We start from the raw sequence: 14,696 nt of genomic DNA, 5'->3' as shown, positions 1-14,696 counted from the left end.
CCCCCCCCCCCCACAAAAGCACCTCATCGCGTTTCTAATGCCAGCAGGATCTGGTGTGCGGCTTTCACCCGTTCTTCAATCGGGTAGTTCTTGTTCGCCAGGATCACGATCCCCAAGTCCTCTCCAGCGATGAATGCTGCATACGCGCCGAAACCGTTGGTCGAACCTGTCTTGTTGATCCAGGCGCCGAGCGGGGCGGGGCGCGGCGGGGTGAGCGGCTCGGCCTTTTGCGGCGTCAGGGCCATCTGTGGGGTGTTGCCGGCGAGCAAGCCATCCAGGGTGAGCGGAGGGAGATAGAACTCCCAGCCCAGCCCCTGATTCATCCCGCCGACCTTGTAGAAACCTGTCTGTGTCGTAGCAATGGCTCGCTGCAGATCCGCGTCGAGTTTACCCGGTTGCAGATTGACCTCGACAAACCGGATCAGCTCCGCTGAGCTGATCTTCACCCCGTAGGCTTCGGCGGCCAGCGCGCCAGGCCCGACCCGCACAGGCTTGCCATCCTTGGCGTAGCCCTGGGCGTAGGTTCCCATCTTGTTTTCTGGCACTTGCAAGTAGCTGTGCTTGAGACCCAACCCCGGCATCAGCGTCTGTTCCATCACCTCATCAAACGGTCGACCCAGGCTGCGGGCCGCCAGATAGCCGAACAAGCCGATGCTCGGGTTCGAATAGAGCCGCTGGGTGCCGGCCGGGTAGAGCGGTTTCCAGGATTTGTAGTAGCCGAACATCCGGTCGGGATGGTCGGCATCGTCGGGAAACTGCAAAGGCAGGCCGCCCGCGCTATAGGTTGCGAGATCGAGCAGGCGGGCGTTTTCAAGGGCGCTGCCGCGCAGTTCGGGGGCGTAGCGACCGGCGAGGTCCGAGAGCTGCAGTTTGCCCTGGGCCTGGGCGTAGGCGCCGAGTGTCGCGGTAAAGGTCTTGCTGATCGAGCCGACTTCGAACAGGGTCTGCTCGGTGACGGTTTTTTTCGTATCTTTAGAGGCAACGCCATAATTGAAGAACCGGCGCTGGCCGTTGTGCGTGATCGCCACGGCCATCCCCGCGATGTCCTGCTCTTTCATCAAGGGTTGGATAACGGCATTGACCGTGTCTTCAATGCGCTCCTGGGCGAAGCCCGGGGGCGTCCCGCAGGCCAGGACAAAAGTCCCGGCGAGTATCGATTTGGCAATGTGCATCTGGACCGCTCTCGTTGGCCTGCCTTGAGGGGGAGATCAATCTAGGGTGTTTTCCGCTGCCCGGCAATCCGAAGCTGCCGGGTAGAGGCCTGGTTCTGATTAGTCCTACAGCGATATGGGAGCGCTCTTACAAAATGCCTCGTGGCCTGACGCGACCGCACTTCAAGCCAAACCACACAAAGCGGCGGCCGCCGGGTAAACTCGCGGCTCTTTCCAAAGGAGTTCCCATGAGTTACTACCAGCCCGGCATTCTCGCCACCCCTGTTCCGCCTCAGGCCCGTCATCTGTTTTTTGCCCTGGAATCGGTCGAGGCACTGCCGGCTGCAATCGACAAGCTGTTGCTGCAACTGGATGGCCGCGTGGTTGTCGGCTTTGGCGAGTCGCTGGTCCAGGCGCTGGGCGCCAAGGTCGAGGGCTTGCGCGCGTTCCCGGCGCTGGCGGGCGTCGGCGTGGACAACCCTTCGACCCAGCATGCGCTCTGGTGCTGGCTGCACGGCGAGGACCGGGGCGAACTGATGCACCGCAGTCGCGCCATCGAAGCAGCATTGGCGCCAGCACTGCGCCTGGTGCAGATGAATGAAACCTTTCGGCACATGACCGGCCACGACCTGACCGGCTACGAAGATGGCACCGAAAACCCTCACGACGAAGCGGCCGTCGCTGCCGCCCTGGCCCAGGGCAACGACGGGCTGCGCGGTGGCAGTTTTGCTGCGATCCAGCAATGGCAGCATGACCTGGACGGTTTCGCCGCGATGCAGCCCCATGAGCGTGACCACATCATGGGCCGGCGCCTGAGCGATAACGAAGAACTCGAAGATGCGCCGGAGTCGGCCCACGTCAAGCGCACGGCCCAGGAAAGCTTTGCTCCGGAGGCTTTTGTCGTACGCCGTTCCATGCCCTGGATCGAAGGTGATCGCGCGGGCCTGATGTTCCTGGCGTTCGGTTTTTCCCTGGACGCCTTCGAGGCGCAATTGCGGCGCATGAGCGGCCTGGAGGACGGTATCACCGATGGCCTGTATCGCATGAGCCGGCCGATTACCGGCGGTTACTACTGGTGTCCGCCGCAGTTGGACGGGCGCCTGGATCTGCGGGCTCTCGCCCGCTAAGCAGCGTCCCGCCCCGGCAGGCCGGTCGCGTTGTGCAAATCGTCGAGTCAACGCTATCCTTGGGCCCGACGTATTTGCCTGGAAACGGGAGAGCAAGCGTGGATAAAGTCATCGTCATCACCGGTGGCGGGCGCGGGATCGGGGCGGCCACGGCGTTGTTGGCGGCCGACCTGGGCTATCGGATCTGCATCAACTACCAGTCGGATGAAAACGCCGCCCAGGATGTGCTCGCCCAGGTCCGTGCCAAGGGCGCGCAGGCCATTGCGGTGCGGGCCGATGTGAGCATCGAGGACGAAGTGGTCGGCCTGTTCAACCGCGTGGATACCGAGCTGGGCCGCGTCACCGCCCTGGTGAACAACGCCGGTACGGTTGCCCACAAGTCCCGACTCGATGAAATGTCCGAGTTCCGCATGCTCAAGATCCTGAAGACCAACGTGCTCGGGCCGATGTTGTGCGCCAAGCAGGCGGTGCTGCGCATGTCGCCCCGGCATGGCGGACAGGGCGGCAGCATCGTCAATGTTTCCTCGGTCGCCGCCCGCTTGGGCGCACCCGGTGAATACGTCGACTACGCGGCGTCCAAGGGTGCGTTGGACACTTTCACGGTCGGTCTTTCCAAGGAGGTCGCTGGCGAAGGAATTCGCGTCAATGCGGTCCGCCCGGGCTACATCTACACCGATTTCCATGCCCTCAGCGGCGATCCGGAGCGGGTCAGCAAGCTGGAGTCGGCGATCCCCATGGCCCGGGGCGGACGTCCGGACGAAGTGGCCGAGGCGATTATCTGGCTGCTGTCGGACAAGGCCTCGTATGCGACCGGGACGTTTGTGGAGCTGGGGGGCGGGCGCTGATCTCAGTTTCTGATTGTCTGTGCTGGCCTCTTCGCGAGCAGGCTCGCTCCTACATTGGTTCTCTTTTTGGCACATATTTCATGTGCAGCAAAATTCATGTGCAGCAAAATCCTGTGTGGGAGCGAGCCTGCTCGCGAAGGCAATCCTAAGGGGCAACATCGCACTCAGAACGATCGAATAATCCGCCCCAATGTCTCCATGGCCTTTTCCGACACATCGGTCCAAGGCCCGCCATAGTTCAGGCGAATACAGTTCCTGAAGCGCCGGGTCGCTGAAAAGATCGGCCCCGGTGCGATGCTGATGCCTTGCGCCAGAGCCATCTGGAATAGTCTCAGCGAATCGATCTGCTCCGGCAGCTCCAGCCACAAGAAGTAACCACCCGCCGGCTGGCTCACCCGAGTCTGCGCCGGAAAATACCGGGCGATGGCGGCGAGCATGGCGCTTTGCTGTTCTTCCAGGGCGTAGCGCAACTTGCGCAGGTGACGGTCGTAGCCTCCATGCTGCAGGTAATCGGCGATGGCGGCCTGGGCCGGCATCGAGGCGCACAGGGAGGTCATCAACTTGAGTCGTTCGATCTTGCGGGCATAGCGCCCCGCGGCGACCCAGCCGATGCGGTAGCCAGGAGCGAGGCTCTTGGCGAATGAGCCGCAGTGCATCACCAGACCTTCGGTGTCGAACGCCTTCGCCGGCTTGGGTGCCTGCTGGCCATAATAGAGTTCGGCATAGACATCGTCCTCGATCAACGGCACCTGATGGCGACGCAACAGGTCGACCAAGGCCTGTTTACGCGCTTCGGGCATGGTCGCGCCGATGGGGTTCTGAAAGCTGGTCATGCACCAACAGGCCTTGACCGGATGGCGCGCCAGCGTCTGCTCCAGCACGTCGAGATCGATGCCGTCGCGTGGGTGGACGGGGATCTCCACCGCCTTGAGTTTCAGCCGTTCGAGCACTTGCAGGCTGGCATAAAACGCCGGCGCCTCGATTGCGACCAGGTCGCCCGGCTCGGTCACGGCTTGCAGGCACAGGTTCAATGCCTCCAGGGCGCCGTTGGTGACGAGCAGTTCCTCCATGGGCAGCATCAGCCCGCCGACCATATAGCGCAGGGCGATCTGGCGGCGCAGGTGAGGGTTGCCCGGCGACATGTCCGTGACCACCATGCGCGGGTCCATGTCCCGCGTGGCGCTGGACAACGAGCGGGACAGGCGTTGCAAGGGAAACAGCGTCGGGCTGGGGAATGCCGAGCCGAACGGTACGGTTGTCGGATCCTTGATCGACTCGAGCACCGAAAATACCAGTTCGCTGACGTCGACCTCGGTGGACTCGTGAACCTGGCTGCTGGCCACCGGCTCGCAGAACGGGCTCGGCGCGTGATGATTGACGAAGTAGCCGGAGCGCGGTCGGGCACGGATCAGGCCACGTCGCTCCAGCAGGTAATAGGCCTGGAACACGGTGGACGGGCTGACGCCGTAGGTCTGGCTGGCGTAGCGCACCGACGGCACCCGTTGGCCCGGCCCGAGCATGCCGGAGCGGATCAGTTCGGCGATGTCGTCGGCGAATTTTTCGTAACGTTTCATGGTGGACCCGGCCTTGAATAACGCGTTTTTTGCGCTTCGTTAACTGTGGGAGCAAGGCATCTTAAGGCTTCACCGATTCATCGGTGTCACAAAACGGCTTTTTGCTTCGCTGTAAACATCGGGCTCATCACTGTCGGCGACCTTGAACGTCAGTTCCTGCGAGCCTTTGTCCGGCCGCTCGCTGAGCAGCGCCACCGACACCGGCACGTCGACGATTTCCCCGGGCGCCAGGCTCAGTTGCGTCCTGCCTTGCAGGGCGAAACCAGCGCCGTCCACCAGCGATAATTGGTACGCCTGGCGTTGCTGGGTCTTGTTGATGATCTTCAGGCTGTAGATGTTTTCGATCTGGCCTCGGCTGTTCTCACGGAACAGGCCACGGTCCTTGCTCACATCCAGCGACACCATTGGCCGCTCCACCAGCGCGAGGACCAGCGCAGCGATCATGACCAGCAGCACCGCCGTATAGCCGACCAGCCGTGGCCGTAGCAGGTGAGTCTTGCCGCCTTGCAACTGACGTTCCGAGGTGTATTTGATCAGGCCGCGGGCGTAGCCCATCTTGTCCATGATCGAATCGCAGGCGTCGATGCAAGCCGCGCAGCCGATGCACTCCATTTGCAGACCGTCGCGAATATCGATGCCGGTCGGGCAGACCTGTACACACATCTGGCAGTCAATGCAGTCGCCCAGCCCGATGTTGGCCGGGACCGCATCGCGTTTGCGCGGTCCGCGGATTTCGCCACGGACCACGTCGTAGGAAATGGTCAGTGTGTCTTTGTCGAACATCACGCTCTGGAACCGCGCATAAGGGCACATGTGCATGCACACGGCTTCGCGCAGCCAGCCGGCGTTGAGGTAGGTCGCCCCGCTGAAAAAAACCACCCAGAACAGGCTGACGCCAGCCAGCTGCAGGGTCAGCAGTTCTTCCGCCAGCGGCCGGATCGGAGTGAAATAGCCCACGAATGTCAGGCCGGTGAGCAAGCTGATGGCCAGCCACAACGTATGTTTGGTCGAGCGTCGCAGCAATTTGTTCAGGCCCCATGGCGCGGCTTGCAGCTTGATCCGCTGGTTGCGCTCACCTTCGGTGATTTTCTCGACCCACATGAAGATCCAGGTCCATGAGCTCTGGGGGCAGGTGTAGCCGCACCACACGCGCCCGGCGAACACGGTGATCGCAAACAGGCCGAACGCGGCAATGATCAACAACGCCGACAGCAGGATGAAGTCCTGGGGCCAGAAGGTCGCGCCGAAAATGTGGAATTTGCTTTCGGAAAGATCCCAGAGCACTGCCTGGCGACCGTTCCAGTCCAGCCACACCGTGCCGAAGAACAGCAGGAACAGAACGCCGGCACCGCTGATGCGCAGGGTACGAAACAAACCGCTGAAGCTACGGGTGTGGATCAGGTTGTCGGTAGTCCTGGCCCTGACCTTCGTGGGTGCGGGGTCGAAGGTCTGTATCAACTGGGCGGGGATTCTTTCGCTCATGGTCGGTCGCTCATCAGCCGCTATCTGGCCGGAGCACTATGACCATCGAACTGTTTGCATAACAGACTCAGGTAGCGGGATAAAAACCGGATCAGATGCCGCGCGGCCCCGGCCCTGCGACACTTTGATGCACCCAGCGATGACCGAACAACTCTCAGTGGCAAGGGGGCAAGCTCCCTTGCCACTGAGGGTTCAAACCACCGAGTCGCTGTCAGTCGCCTTGAGGTTCTGCCGTCCATCAACCGCTCCGGCCACGGTCAGCGCATCCACTTCCGCCTCGGTCAGGTAGACCCGCCCGCCATTGAGCTCCACGGCTGACATGGCCTTGTCCGGGTCGGTAATGACCGTCAACTCGCTCGCCGGTCGCTGTTCCGGGCCGTTGGGGGTGTCGAAGTGGCAGGTCCGGTTGTCATCGATTCGTACAGTCATGTTGATGCCCCTTCCTTCAATGTCTGAACGTTAGGTGGCGTGCCGCCGGCAGGGTTCGTTGCGGCTGATCAGCGGTCGGTCGCACGTCTCGCATCGCTTGTGGTCCATCCTTTATCGAGTGAAGAGAGGAAGGTCCATGGAATCGTGGTGGGATGAAGTCTGGATAACCCTGCAAGCTGAATTCGCCGACATCACCGATACCGAGCAAATGACACGGGTGACGGTGCGCCTGGTAATGGCTGCACTGCTGGGAGGCATCCTGGGGTTCGAGCGTGAGCACAAGGGCAAGGCCGCCGGCGTGCGCACCCATATGCTGGTGGCCCTGGGCGCCGCGCTGTTCGTGTTGGTGCCGCAGATGTCCGGTTCCCAGGCCGACGCGATGAGCCGCGTGATCCAAGGCGTCGTCGCCGGCATCGGCTTCCTCGGCGCCGGCACCATCCTGAAAAACGACAATGGCGACGAAAGCCACGTAAAAGGCCTGACCACCGCCGCCGGCCTGTGGATGACCGCCGCCATCGGCGTTGCCGCCGGATTGGGCCGGGAAGCGACAGCGGTGCTGAGTACGGTGCTGGCGCTAGCGATTTTCAGTGTGATGCCGATGATTGTTCGGGCACTGGAGAAGGAAGATAAAACTTGACGTCAGTCAGTTAAATTTCGTCCGCACTCTGAGTAGTCAAATTCGGTGGCGGCTTGGATGAATGCATCATCTAATGTGTCGGTCTTATATTTGTTCATGAACGCTGCCCCATCCTCAAAACGTTGGAAGCGACGCTGGCTTATCATGTAAAAAAAATCGCAGTTATTGGCTATTTCTTCTACTTGATGGGATGAGACTAGTATTGTAGTTCCATCGTCGGCCGCGCCGCGAAGACATCGCCAAATATAGTGCCGAAATTCTGGGTCTACACCGGCAGTGGGTTCATCCAGAATTACCAAATCTGCCGGAATACTCAATAACGTAAGAGTAAAAAACCAACGAGTTTCTCCATAACTGCATAGAGCTGATTTTTTGTTCCAGATGTCCTTGTAACGACTAACAATTTCTGGGCTCCATCTGGATAATTTTTCTAGCGCTTTAGCTTGACTGATAGGAGGGTCAGATGAAAGAGTTGTTATCATGGCAAAGATGTCGCACATGCGGAGAGCAGGAGGCGTGGAGATTAGTTGTGAAAGATATAGCACTGTTCTGAATTTATTTTCTATGTTGCCGCGCTTTATTTTTTTTAAGTTGCAGATTATATCAAAGAGGCTGGTTTTTCCGGACCCGTTCGGACCTAGTAAGCCGACAATCGAACCTTGCTGAATTTTTAAGTTGGCTTTGGATAGAATGATTTTATCGTCATAAGAGAACTCAATATTATTGATGAGTAGGTGGCTCATTAATAGCGACTCCATACAGGGTTGATTCTAAGGTGGCGTTTTGTGAATTTGTAGGAAAGTACAAAAGACAACGAAATAATTGACGAGCTATATGGATTATGCAGCGTGCCTTCAGTCATTAAACGATAGGCAAGTGCTAACGGGTTGGCTGAATTTAGTGTGCTCGCCATTTGATTGATATCATTCGATCCCATTATTCCCAAAACCAACATGCAGAAAGATAATATGGAAAAAATGGTGCTTGAGTTTTGGAAATTTATTGGAAGTAATGTGAATAGCAAGCCTATCACGCAAAAAAGTATGAAAGACAAATAGAAACGGGCGGCAATGATTAGGAACTCAAAGACTTCATAATCACCAAAGGCTGGACGTGTAACGAGGTAAAATACCCCGCAGTAAACAACGGAGATAAGAGAGTAGGCCAGGAGATGTGACCGAAGGAATAGGGTTTTGGTTTGCGGTGTATATATGAAAGATCTCATGAAACCGCTTTCTCTCCGACCTACTATATAAAACGAAAATCCGAAAAGCGCAACACTGGAAGAAATATAAGCATAAAACCATCCAGTCGTGAGAGTATAGTTGCCCAGGAAATAATTAGGGTCATGTCTTGTCGTTGCGAGTAAATAGAAGAGTGTGCATGGTGATATCATGATCCAAAAAAAAGACAAAGGTTCTTTTAATTGTTCTTTTATAAATAGCCGCGCAAGTACAAAGGTTCGAGTATGCATGTCATCGTCTCCTAAGGGAATGGAACCATTTTTTCTAATCTGGTTGTATCGATTAAGTCAAAAAATCTTGATGAATAGTTATTGTTAATGTTTATGTTTTTGGAGTTGTCCATATGCATGAATAGCGAGGGTGATATAAATTTGCAACCTACGTAGTTGTGGTTTTCAATTTGTATTGGGGCCGTGTAGAGATAACCCTCTATATTTTGATCCGTTAGGGTCTGTATCAACCCACTGAGATCAAAGGGATGGGTATTCTTTTTTGAGTTTTGACTGTTCCAAGCTGAGCCGGAAGACGTTGTCTCTTTAAAGGTTTGATAATTGTTGCATTGCATGAAATGTCTTAGATAAGGGTCGCTTATGTGATCGATGGTCATATTGAGTTCGGCAAATAGATGCATGTATCTGAATGTTTGCCATAGCTCATAAAGGGATTTTTCTATTGCCAGCGCTTTCGTTTCTGCGTACGACATACCAGTGCAGTATCTAACATTTTTGTTCGGGTTATTATTTCCGTAAAGACTGATAATGCATGCGCCAGGGAAGCTATCGTCGGAGATGTCGATTAGCAATAGTTCTCCGTTTGCTAGTAATAGATTGTATAGCTTGAGCGAAGTGCTGTTTGTGGCTTCACTTGTGATCTCGTGGTGGTTCAGGATTTTTTGGTATTTTTTTGTTAGCCAAAATCGAAGAAGAAACTGGCGTTCAAGTGTTTCCTTCACTGCGCCAAGAAACCCGCTCCCATAGTTGCTATGAAAGCTGCAGCCGCAGGTATCGCGGCTCGGGTAGATATTATTGTCTCTGTCATTTCCATAATAACTTAGCGAAATGCAGATTGTGGGGATGTGGCATGCGGAGCAGTCAGAAATTCGAATGGCGTTGCTCATGTTAAAAGCATGGCTCGCCAAGTTCAATGAGGTGCTTCTGCTGGCGCAGGTCTGATCAAATGCCGTAATGAATTTTCCCGCTTCAGCGGCTCCCACAGCTCTTTCAAGTGTCATGGTGGTGTTGGCAGTTACGTCAAGATAAAAGTGGCGCCTTTCAAAGTACTCGCCGATAGCGGTTGTTAAAGCAGCGGAGGCGCCCCCGATTCCTGAACCAACGGTTAGCCAGTCGTCACGTACTTCGACGGTAAAAGGAAAGTCAAAAATGCAAGGCGGCTGGTACCAGAGTTTCGTAGGATACGTGGGGTTTTGGCTGCTATTCTTAATATTCATTATTTACCTATAAAGTGGACGCATGCGGGATAAAATAGTGTTGGATTAAGTCCGATGGATTTACATAACATGTTGTCTGAAAAGCCCGACCATTGCCGGCTTTTAAGGTCCAATATTTTGCTGTTTAAATCGACTAGCATATACATCGAGCCGACCTCCATCATAGCCATTCGGTACCCCCTGTAGCGGTACTTGAATAAAACCTTTGGCATGTAGATCATGTAGATCAATGCCAAGCTGGGAGTTCCTATCCCGTGATCCAGTGGAAGTATTGATTTTTTAAGCTGCTTCATGTCAAAGTTGTTTTGCACTACCTCGAATGTTTTCGAGTTTGGAAGAAGGTGCAATATTTTAGCCCCGTTCGGCCAATCATTTTTTGTGCTTAATGAACAACAAAATACTTCCACGGGATAGAGCGCCCCAGCGCTAGGGTATCCACGGTTGTGGGAAGTTGCGTTTTTAGTAATGAGAGGACTCAGAAGTTCTAGCACTTTGTTAAAGGGTGTGGCGGTGTCTTTGAAGTAACTACAGGAAAGGTTTCTGTAGAGTGGACTGGTCTCGTCGAAAGAGCCAATAGCCCTGTCCTTAAGTGTGATATCTAGGTCTGGATATAGCTGTAGTTCATTGCCTGTAAGGTTGTGAAGGTCCTGGGCTGATAAGCGGTGAAGCTGAGCTATATTTTTTACGGAGTCATGGATAATAAAATTACCCTTGGTGTGAAAGTCCAATACTTCTTCAATGACATCTGCATGGGTGAATTTTAAATAGTAATCATGTGGAATGTTTTTCATGTCAAGCCCTCAAACAATCGCAAGAGTGCCAGTGTGAAACGATTTCTTCGACAAGGTTTCCGGTATCCAAATTGATGGAGGTCGAACTGACGGCGTTGTCTTGAAAGCGGTAGCCCACATCGTGCTCTGTGTGGAGTCTGATTTTACGTATAATTGCGCCTGCAGCTAAGTTTCGCTGCAGTAGATTAAGGTGCTGGGAGGGCGTCACGATATTATGATCGTGGCAAAACCTCATTAACGTAGTCCAACTGTTATGTGAAGGGCTGCGTCGTTCATAATTCAATTGGCGGTCGATGATGCAAAAATGACAAGGGTTCCCCAGCTCATTTGTATAAGGTTGGCCAACATGAAACGTATTGCCACTCAAATAACTAATGGATATTGCGCTGGCTGGGGCTGTGCGGATCAGTTTGAAGTATAATTCTTTGATTCTTGAGTAGTTATATTGTATGTTGATGATCTTGATAAAGTTAGGGCCATTTTTTGCTGTCTCTACTAATGCCTCGTCGTTATAAACAAAATCATGTTCGGAGTTTATCTCTTGGCTGACTACTGTCTCTAGTTCATCTTTTTTTGGCCAGTCGTGAAGAATTATTGTTTTTCTGTAGTATGGCTTGCTTGCTGCGGGCTTTAGGTTGATAGCGCTTTTTAAGAATAGGCTGGTATTTTCTGGTGATAGTTTGTTTTTCTTGAGTATTTGATTTAGTTCATTGGTGGTAATTGAAATTTTTCCTAAGGCTTTGAGTTCGACTAGGGCAGAATGCAGTCGTTTTGAAGTTATTTTGATTGCGCCGCAATTGGAGATTAGCAAAGTGTTTTTTTGAAGGTTAAGCAAGCTATAGTCTACAAAGTTTAATTGCATGTTTCTTCCTCAAGGTTCCTCCATGCAATGGAAGAACCTTCTCCTTTTAGAGAACATTGCGTTTAATTTTAAGGTGCTTACATGCCTCTTGAGCCACCCGTGCCGCCTCCACCTGTGCCGCCGGCTCCACCACAGCCTCCATTCCCGCCACCACTGCCGCCACTACATCCTCCGCCACCACCACATCCCCCACTTCCACCACAACCTCCGGCCCCTCCTGAGCCTCCGGCTACTTCAGGATGTGTCCCAGATTTAAAGGTGCTATCGAAATTGAATATGATTTGGCCTAGCGACTGTTTTAAGCTTGTTTCCATTTCAGTTCTCCATTTATGAGTTTGTCACGGTTTTTCGTGACAACAAATATGTAGAACTATATGGGGGATGACGCAAGAAATTGATTTTTGGGTGCAGGAATTATCTTTCAATATCTTAGGAAAGGTCTGACAAGGATTGTTGTTGCTATTGGAGGAGGAGAAGGCGGTTGACTTGGCGTGCGTTATATTAATGTGGAAAAAATAGAGCGTAAACAGCTAGTTATTTAATGGAGGGAAGGAAAGAGAAAATTAAATGGATGTTTATAGGTATAGGAGGTTTCTTACTGGCCGTTCCAATGCCGGTAATGTTCTGTTACTAAGTTCTGGCGGCAAACCATGATGCTGCAGGTTGGTTCGGCGCGGCGCCTGATTCTATATCTTTACCTAGGGGCAAACCCGCTCCGGCGGCGCCTCGCTCGGCGGATCGCCCAAAGGCGGCTGCGGGTCCAGCGGTGGGTCTTTCTCTGGAATCGGCTCGGGATCCGGACCGGGTGGCGGCAGGGTCGGGTCGTCGATGTTCGGGTCGGGTGTTTCGGCCGGGATGGGAATGGTCATTCGATCGGGCCTCCGGGGTGGATGTGGCTTGAGTCGTGCTTGTCTGGTTGACCATGGCCCGACGGGTTTGATTCCCGCTGCCGACCAGTAAATCGCGCTGAACTTTTGGTCGCCGGTCCGGTTCGGAGCTTAAGTGAGTTAAATCAGGGACCCATTGGGCCTTTACCGCCACAAGCGCGTCCATGGGGCGTAGAAGGAGCGATGCTCGATGACTGCCGAACAGCCGACCGACTTGGTGTACAACCCGCATCTGCCGTTGTCCCAGGCCTTGTTATTGCCACGTATTGCGATTGAAAACACCATGCCGGTGATCGATGGCGGGCAGTTTGCCGCCAAGGCCCTGGCGGGACGTGACGTGACGGTGACCAGCAAGGTGTTTGCCGATGGCCACGATAAGTTGGCTGTGCGGATCCGCTGGCGTGCGCTGGAAGACGATATCTGGAACAGCGAGGTGATGACCGAGCTGGGTAACAACAGCTGGCGCGGTCAATTTCATGTACCGGCCGTCGGCCGTTATGTATTTTGCATCGAAGCCTGGTTCGATCAGTTCGCTAGCTTCCGTTATGAGCTGGAAAAGAAATTCGCCGCCGGGGTTCCCATCAGCCTGGAGCTGCAGGAAGGGCGTAACCATGTGCAGCAGGCTGCGGAGCGCAGCGACGGCGAATTGAGTGAACAGCTGGCCGCGTTGCACCACCAGCTTTCGAGCCTGTTGCCGGAAGAACAGGTCGCCTTGTTCCTTGAACCGCACAGTGCGGACCTGATGTCGCTGGCCGACCATCGGCCTTACCTGAGCATCAGTCCCGAATATCCGCTTGACGTGGAACGCGAACGGGCCGAGTTCGCCAGCTGGTATGAGTTGTTCCCGCGCTCGATCACCGATGATGCCAGCCGCCACGGCACCTTCAACGACGTGCATTCGCGCCTGGCGGTGATCCAGGATATGGGTTTCGACGTGCTGTACTTCCCGCCGATCCACCCGATCGGGCGCAGTTTCCGCAAAGGTCCGAACAACTCCCTGACCGCCGGCCCCGACGATCCGGGCAGCCCTTACGCGATTGGCAGCGAGGAGGGCGGGCACGAGGCGATTCACCCGCAGTTGGGCACGCGCGAGGATTTCCGCCGTCTGGTGGCCGCCGCAGCCGATCACGGTCTGGAGATCGCCCTCGACTTCGCCATCCAGTGTTCCCAGGACCACCCCTGGCTCAAGCAGCATCCGGGCTGGTTCAGCTGGCGCCCGGACGGCACGATCAAATACGCGGAGAACCCGCCGAAGAAGTACCAGGACATCGTCAACGTCGATTTCTACGCCGCCGATGCGATACCGAGCCTGTGGACCGAGCTACGCGACATCGTGGTGGGCTGGGTCAACGAGGGCGTGAAGATATTCCGCGTCGACAATCCTCACACCAAGCCGTTGCCGTTCTGGCAGTGGCTGATTGCCGATGTGCGCGCGCAGTACCCCGACGTGATGTTCCTGGCGGAAGCCTTCACCACGCCGGCGATGATGGCGCGGCTGGGCAAGGTCGGTTATTCCCAGAGCTACACCTATTTCACCTGGCGCAACACCAAGGCCGAACTGGCGACCTATTTCACCGAGCTCAATGAGTCGCCTTTGCGCGAATGCTACCGGCCGAATTTTTTCGTCAATACGCCGGATATCAATCCGGCGTTCCTCCATGAGTCGGGGCGCGCCGGTTTCCTGATTCGCGCCGCGCTGGCGACCATGGGGTCGGGCCTGTGGGGCATGTATTCGGGCTTCGAGCTTTGCGAATCAGCAGCGGTGCCAGGCAAGGAGGAATACCTGGATTCGGAGAAGTACGAAATCCGGCCAAGGGATTTCACCGCGCCGGGCAACATCATCGCCGAGATCGCTCAGCTCAACCGTATCCGCCGCCAGAACCCGGCGCTGCATACGCACCTGGGCCTGAAGATTTACAACGCCTGGAACGACAACATCCTGTACTTCGGCAAGCGCACGCCGGATGGCAGCAACTTTATCCTGGTGGCGGTGAGCCTCGATCCGCACAACGTCCAGGAAGCCAATTTCGAGTTGCCGTTGTGGGAGATGGGTCTGCCAGACGATGCCCAGACCCAGGGCGAGGATTTGATGAATGGCCACCGCTGGACCTGGTACGGCAAGTACCAGTTCATGCGGATCGATCCGGCATACCAGCCGTTCGGGATCTGGCGGATCAGCGTGGGGTGAGGTGTAAGCCATTGCAGTGATCGCTCTTGTGG

Annotated in this window: 13 protein-coding genes; 4 read left to right on the top strand and 9 right to left on the bottom strand. The window is 55.2% G+C overall.

What is annotated here, in order from left to right:
- Positions 1-23: 23 nt before the first annotated feature.
- Positions 24-1,172, bottom strand: a complete 1,149-nt coding sequence (gene ampC, locus ACE04F_RS13495) for a class C beta-lactamase (protein ID WP_486107387.1) — start codon at positions 1,170-1,172, stop codon at positions 24-26.
- A gap of 227 nt (positions 1,173-1,399) precedes the next feature.
- Here ampC and ACE04F_RS13490 point away from each other — a divergent pair, with 227 nt between their 5' ends.
- Both ACE04F_RS13490 and ACE04F_RS13485 read left to right on the top strand, forming a co-directional pair.
- On the top strand, positions 1,400-2,278 hold the full coding sequence (locus ACE04F_RS13490) for a Dyp-type peroxidase (protein WP_486107385.1): 879 nt from the start codon (positions 1,400-1,402) through the stop codon (positions 2,276-2,278).
- Positions 2,279-2,376: 98 nt separating this feature from the next.
- Positions 2,377-3,123, top strand: a complete 747-nt coding sequence (locus ACE04F_RS13485) for an SDR family oxidoreductase (RefSeq protein WP_486107383.1) — start codon at positions 2,377-2,379, stop codon at positions 3,121-3,123.
- Positions 3,124-3,287: 164 nt separating this feature from the next.
- On the opposite strand, the gene mapR is transcribed toward ACE04F_RS13485, so the two are convergent.
- The 3 genes from mapR to ACE04F_RS13470 all read right to left on the bottom strand — a co-directional run bounded on the left by mapR (position 3,288) and on the right by ACE04F_RS13470 (position 6,608).
- Positions 3,288-4,697: a GntR family transcriptional regulator MpaR gene (gene mapR, locus ACE04F_RS13480; RefSeq protein ID WP_486107381.1), complete on the bottom strand. Its 1,410-nt coding sequence runs from the start codon at positions 4,695-4,697 to the stop codon at positions 3,288-3,290.
- 69 nt (positions 4,698-4,766) lie between these two features.
- Positions 4,767-6,179 (bottom strand): cytochrome c oxidase accessory protein CcoG, encoded by a 1,413-nt coding sequence (gene ccoG / locus ACE04F_RS13475; RefSeq protein WP_486107379.1) that lies wholly within the window; start codon positions 6,177-6,179, stop codon positions 4,767-4,769.
- Between the two features lie 192 nt (positions 6,180-6,371).
- Positions 6,372-6,608: a DUF3203 family protein gene (locus ACE04F_RS13470; protein ID WP_486107378.1), complete on the bottom strand. Its 237-nt coding sequence runs from the start codon at positions 6,606-6,608 to the stop codon at positions 6,372-6,374.
- 136 nt (positions 6,609-6,744) lie between these two features.
- Between ACE04F_RS13470 and ACE04F_RS13465 the strand changes: the two genes are divergently transcribed.
- Positions 6,745-7,245: an MgtC/SapB family protein gene (locus ACE04F_RS13465; RefSeq protein ID WP_486107377.1), complete on the top strand. Its 501-nt coding sequence runs from the start codon at positions 6,745-6,747 to the stop codon at positions 7,243-7,245.
- 2 nt (positions 7,246-7,247) lie between these two features.
- On the opposite strand, the gene ACE04F_RS13460 is transcribed toward ACE04F_RS13465, so the two are convergent.
- The 5 genes from ACE04F_RS13460 to ACE04F_RS13440 all read right to left on the bottom strand — a co-directional run bounded on the left by ACE04F_RS13460 (position 7,248) and on the right by ACE04F_RS13440 (position 12,458).
- Positions 7,248-7,988, bottom strand: coding sequence for an AAA family ATPase (locus tag ACE04F_RS13460; protein ID WP_486107375.1), 741 nt, complete (start codon positions 7,986-7,988; stop codon positions 7,248-7,250).
- 742 nt (positions 7,989-8,730) lie between these two features.
- Positions 8,731-9,936 (bottom strand): YcaO-like family protein, encoded by a 1,206-nt coding sequence (locus ACE04F_RS13455; RefSeq protein ID WP_486107373.1) that lies wholly within the window; start codon positions 9,934-9,936, stop codon positions 8,731-8,733.
- Positions 9,936-10,727 carry a nitroreductase family protein gene (locus tag ACE04F_RS13450; protein ID WP_486107371.1) on the bottom strand — a complete coding sequence of 264 codons (792 nt, stop codon included), beginning with the start codon at positions 10,725-10,727 and terminating at the stop codon, positions 9,936-9,938. The genes ACE04F_RS13455 and ACE04F_RS13450 overlap by 1 nt, the downstream gene beginning before the upstream one ends.
- 1 nt (position 10,728) lies before the next feature.
- Positions 10,729-11,589, bottom strand: a complete 861-nt coding sequence (locus ACE04F_RS13445) for an McbB family protein (RefSeq protein WP_486107369.1) — start codon at positions 11,587-11,589, stop codon at positions 10,729-10,731.
- A 698-nt stretch (positions 11,590-12,287) separates the two neighbouring features.
- Positions 12,288-12,458, bottom strand: a complete 171-nt coding sequence (locus ACE04F_RS13440) for a hypothetical protein (RefSeq protein WP_486107367.1) — start codon at positions 12,456-12,458, stop codon at positions 12,288-12,290.
- A gap of 208 nt (positions 12,459-12,666) precedes the next feature.
- Between ACE04F_RS13440 and ACE04F_RS13435 the strand changes: the two genes are divergently transcribed.
- Entirely contained in the window at positions 12,667-14,664 is a 1,998-nt protein-coding gene (locus ACE04F_RS13435) for an alpha-1,4-glucan--maltose-1-phosphate maltosyltransferase (RefSeq protein ID WP_486107365.1), read from the top strand.
- Positions 14,665-14,696: the final 32 nt, after the last annotated feature.

The sequence above is a fragment of the Pseudomonas sp. AGC41 genome (genome assembly GCF_057334555.1).
The sequence above is the reverse complement of the archived record's forward strand: the minus strand, read 5'-3'. Positions and strand labels throughout refer to the sequence as shown.

Bases quoted from the DNA above. Each gene is read 5' to 3' on its own strand.
- ampC (WP_486107387.1), bottom strand. From the start codon at position 1,172: ATGCACATTGCCAAATCGATACTCGCCGGGACTTTTGTCCTGGCCTGC.
- ACE04F_RS13490 (WP_486107385.1), top strand. From the start codon at position 1,400: ATGAGTTACTACCAGCCCGGCATTCTCGCCACCCCTGTTCCGCCTCAG.
- mapR (WP_486107381.1), bottom strand. From the start codon at position 4,697: ATGAAACGTTACGAAAAATTCGCCGACGACATCGCCGAACTGATCCGC.
- ccoG (WP_486107379.1), bottom strand. From the start codon at position 6,179: ATGAGCGAAAGAATCCCCGCCCAGTTGATACAGACCTTCGACCCCGCA.
- ACE04F_RS13470 (WP_486107378.1), bottom strand. From the start codon at position 6,608: ATGACTGTACGAATCGATGACAACCGGACCTGCCACTTCGACACCCCC.
- ACE04F_RS13465 (WP_486107377.1), top strand. From the start codon at position 6,745: ATGGAATCGTGGTGGGATGAAGTCTGGATAACCCTGCAAGCTGAATTC.
- ACE04F_RS13460 (WP_486107375.1), bottom strand. From the start codon at position 7,988: ATGAGCCACCTACTCATCAATAATATTGAGTTCTCTTATGACGATAAA.
- ACE04F_RS13455 (WP_486107373.1), bottom strand. From the start codon at position 9,936: ATGAATATTAAGAATAGCAGCCAAAACCCCACGTATCCTACGAAACTC.
- ACE04F_RS13450 (WP_486107371.1), bottom strand. From the start codon at position 10,727: ATGAAAAACATTCCACATGATTACTATTTAAAATTCACCCATGCAGAT.
- ACE04F_RS13445 (WP_486107369.1), bottom strand. From the start codon at position 11,589: ATGCAATTAAACTTTGTAGACTATAGCTTGCTTAACCTTCAAAAAAAC.
- ACE04F_RS13440 (WP_486107367.1), bottom strand. From the start codon at position 12,458: ATGACCATTCCCATCCCGGCCGAAACACCCGACCCGAACATCGACGAC.
- ACE04F_RS13435 (WP_486107365.1), top strand. From the start codon at position 12,667: ATGACTGCCGAACAGCCGACCGACTTGGTGTACAACCCGCATCTGCCG.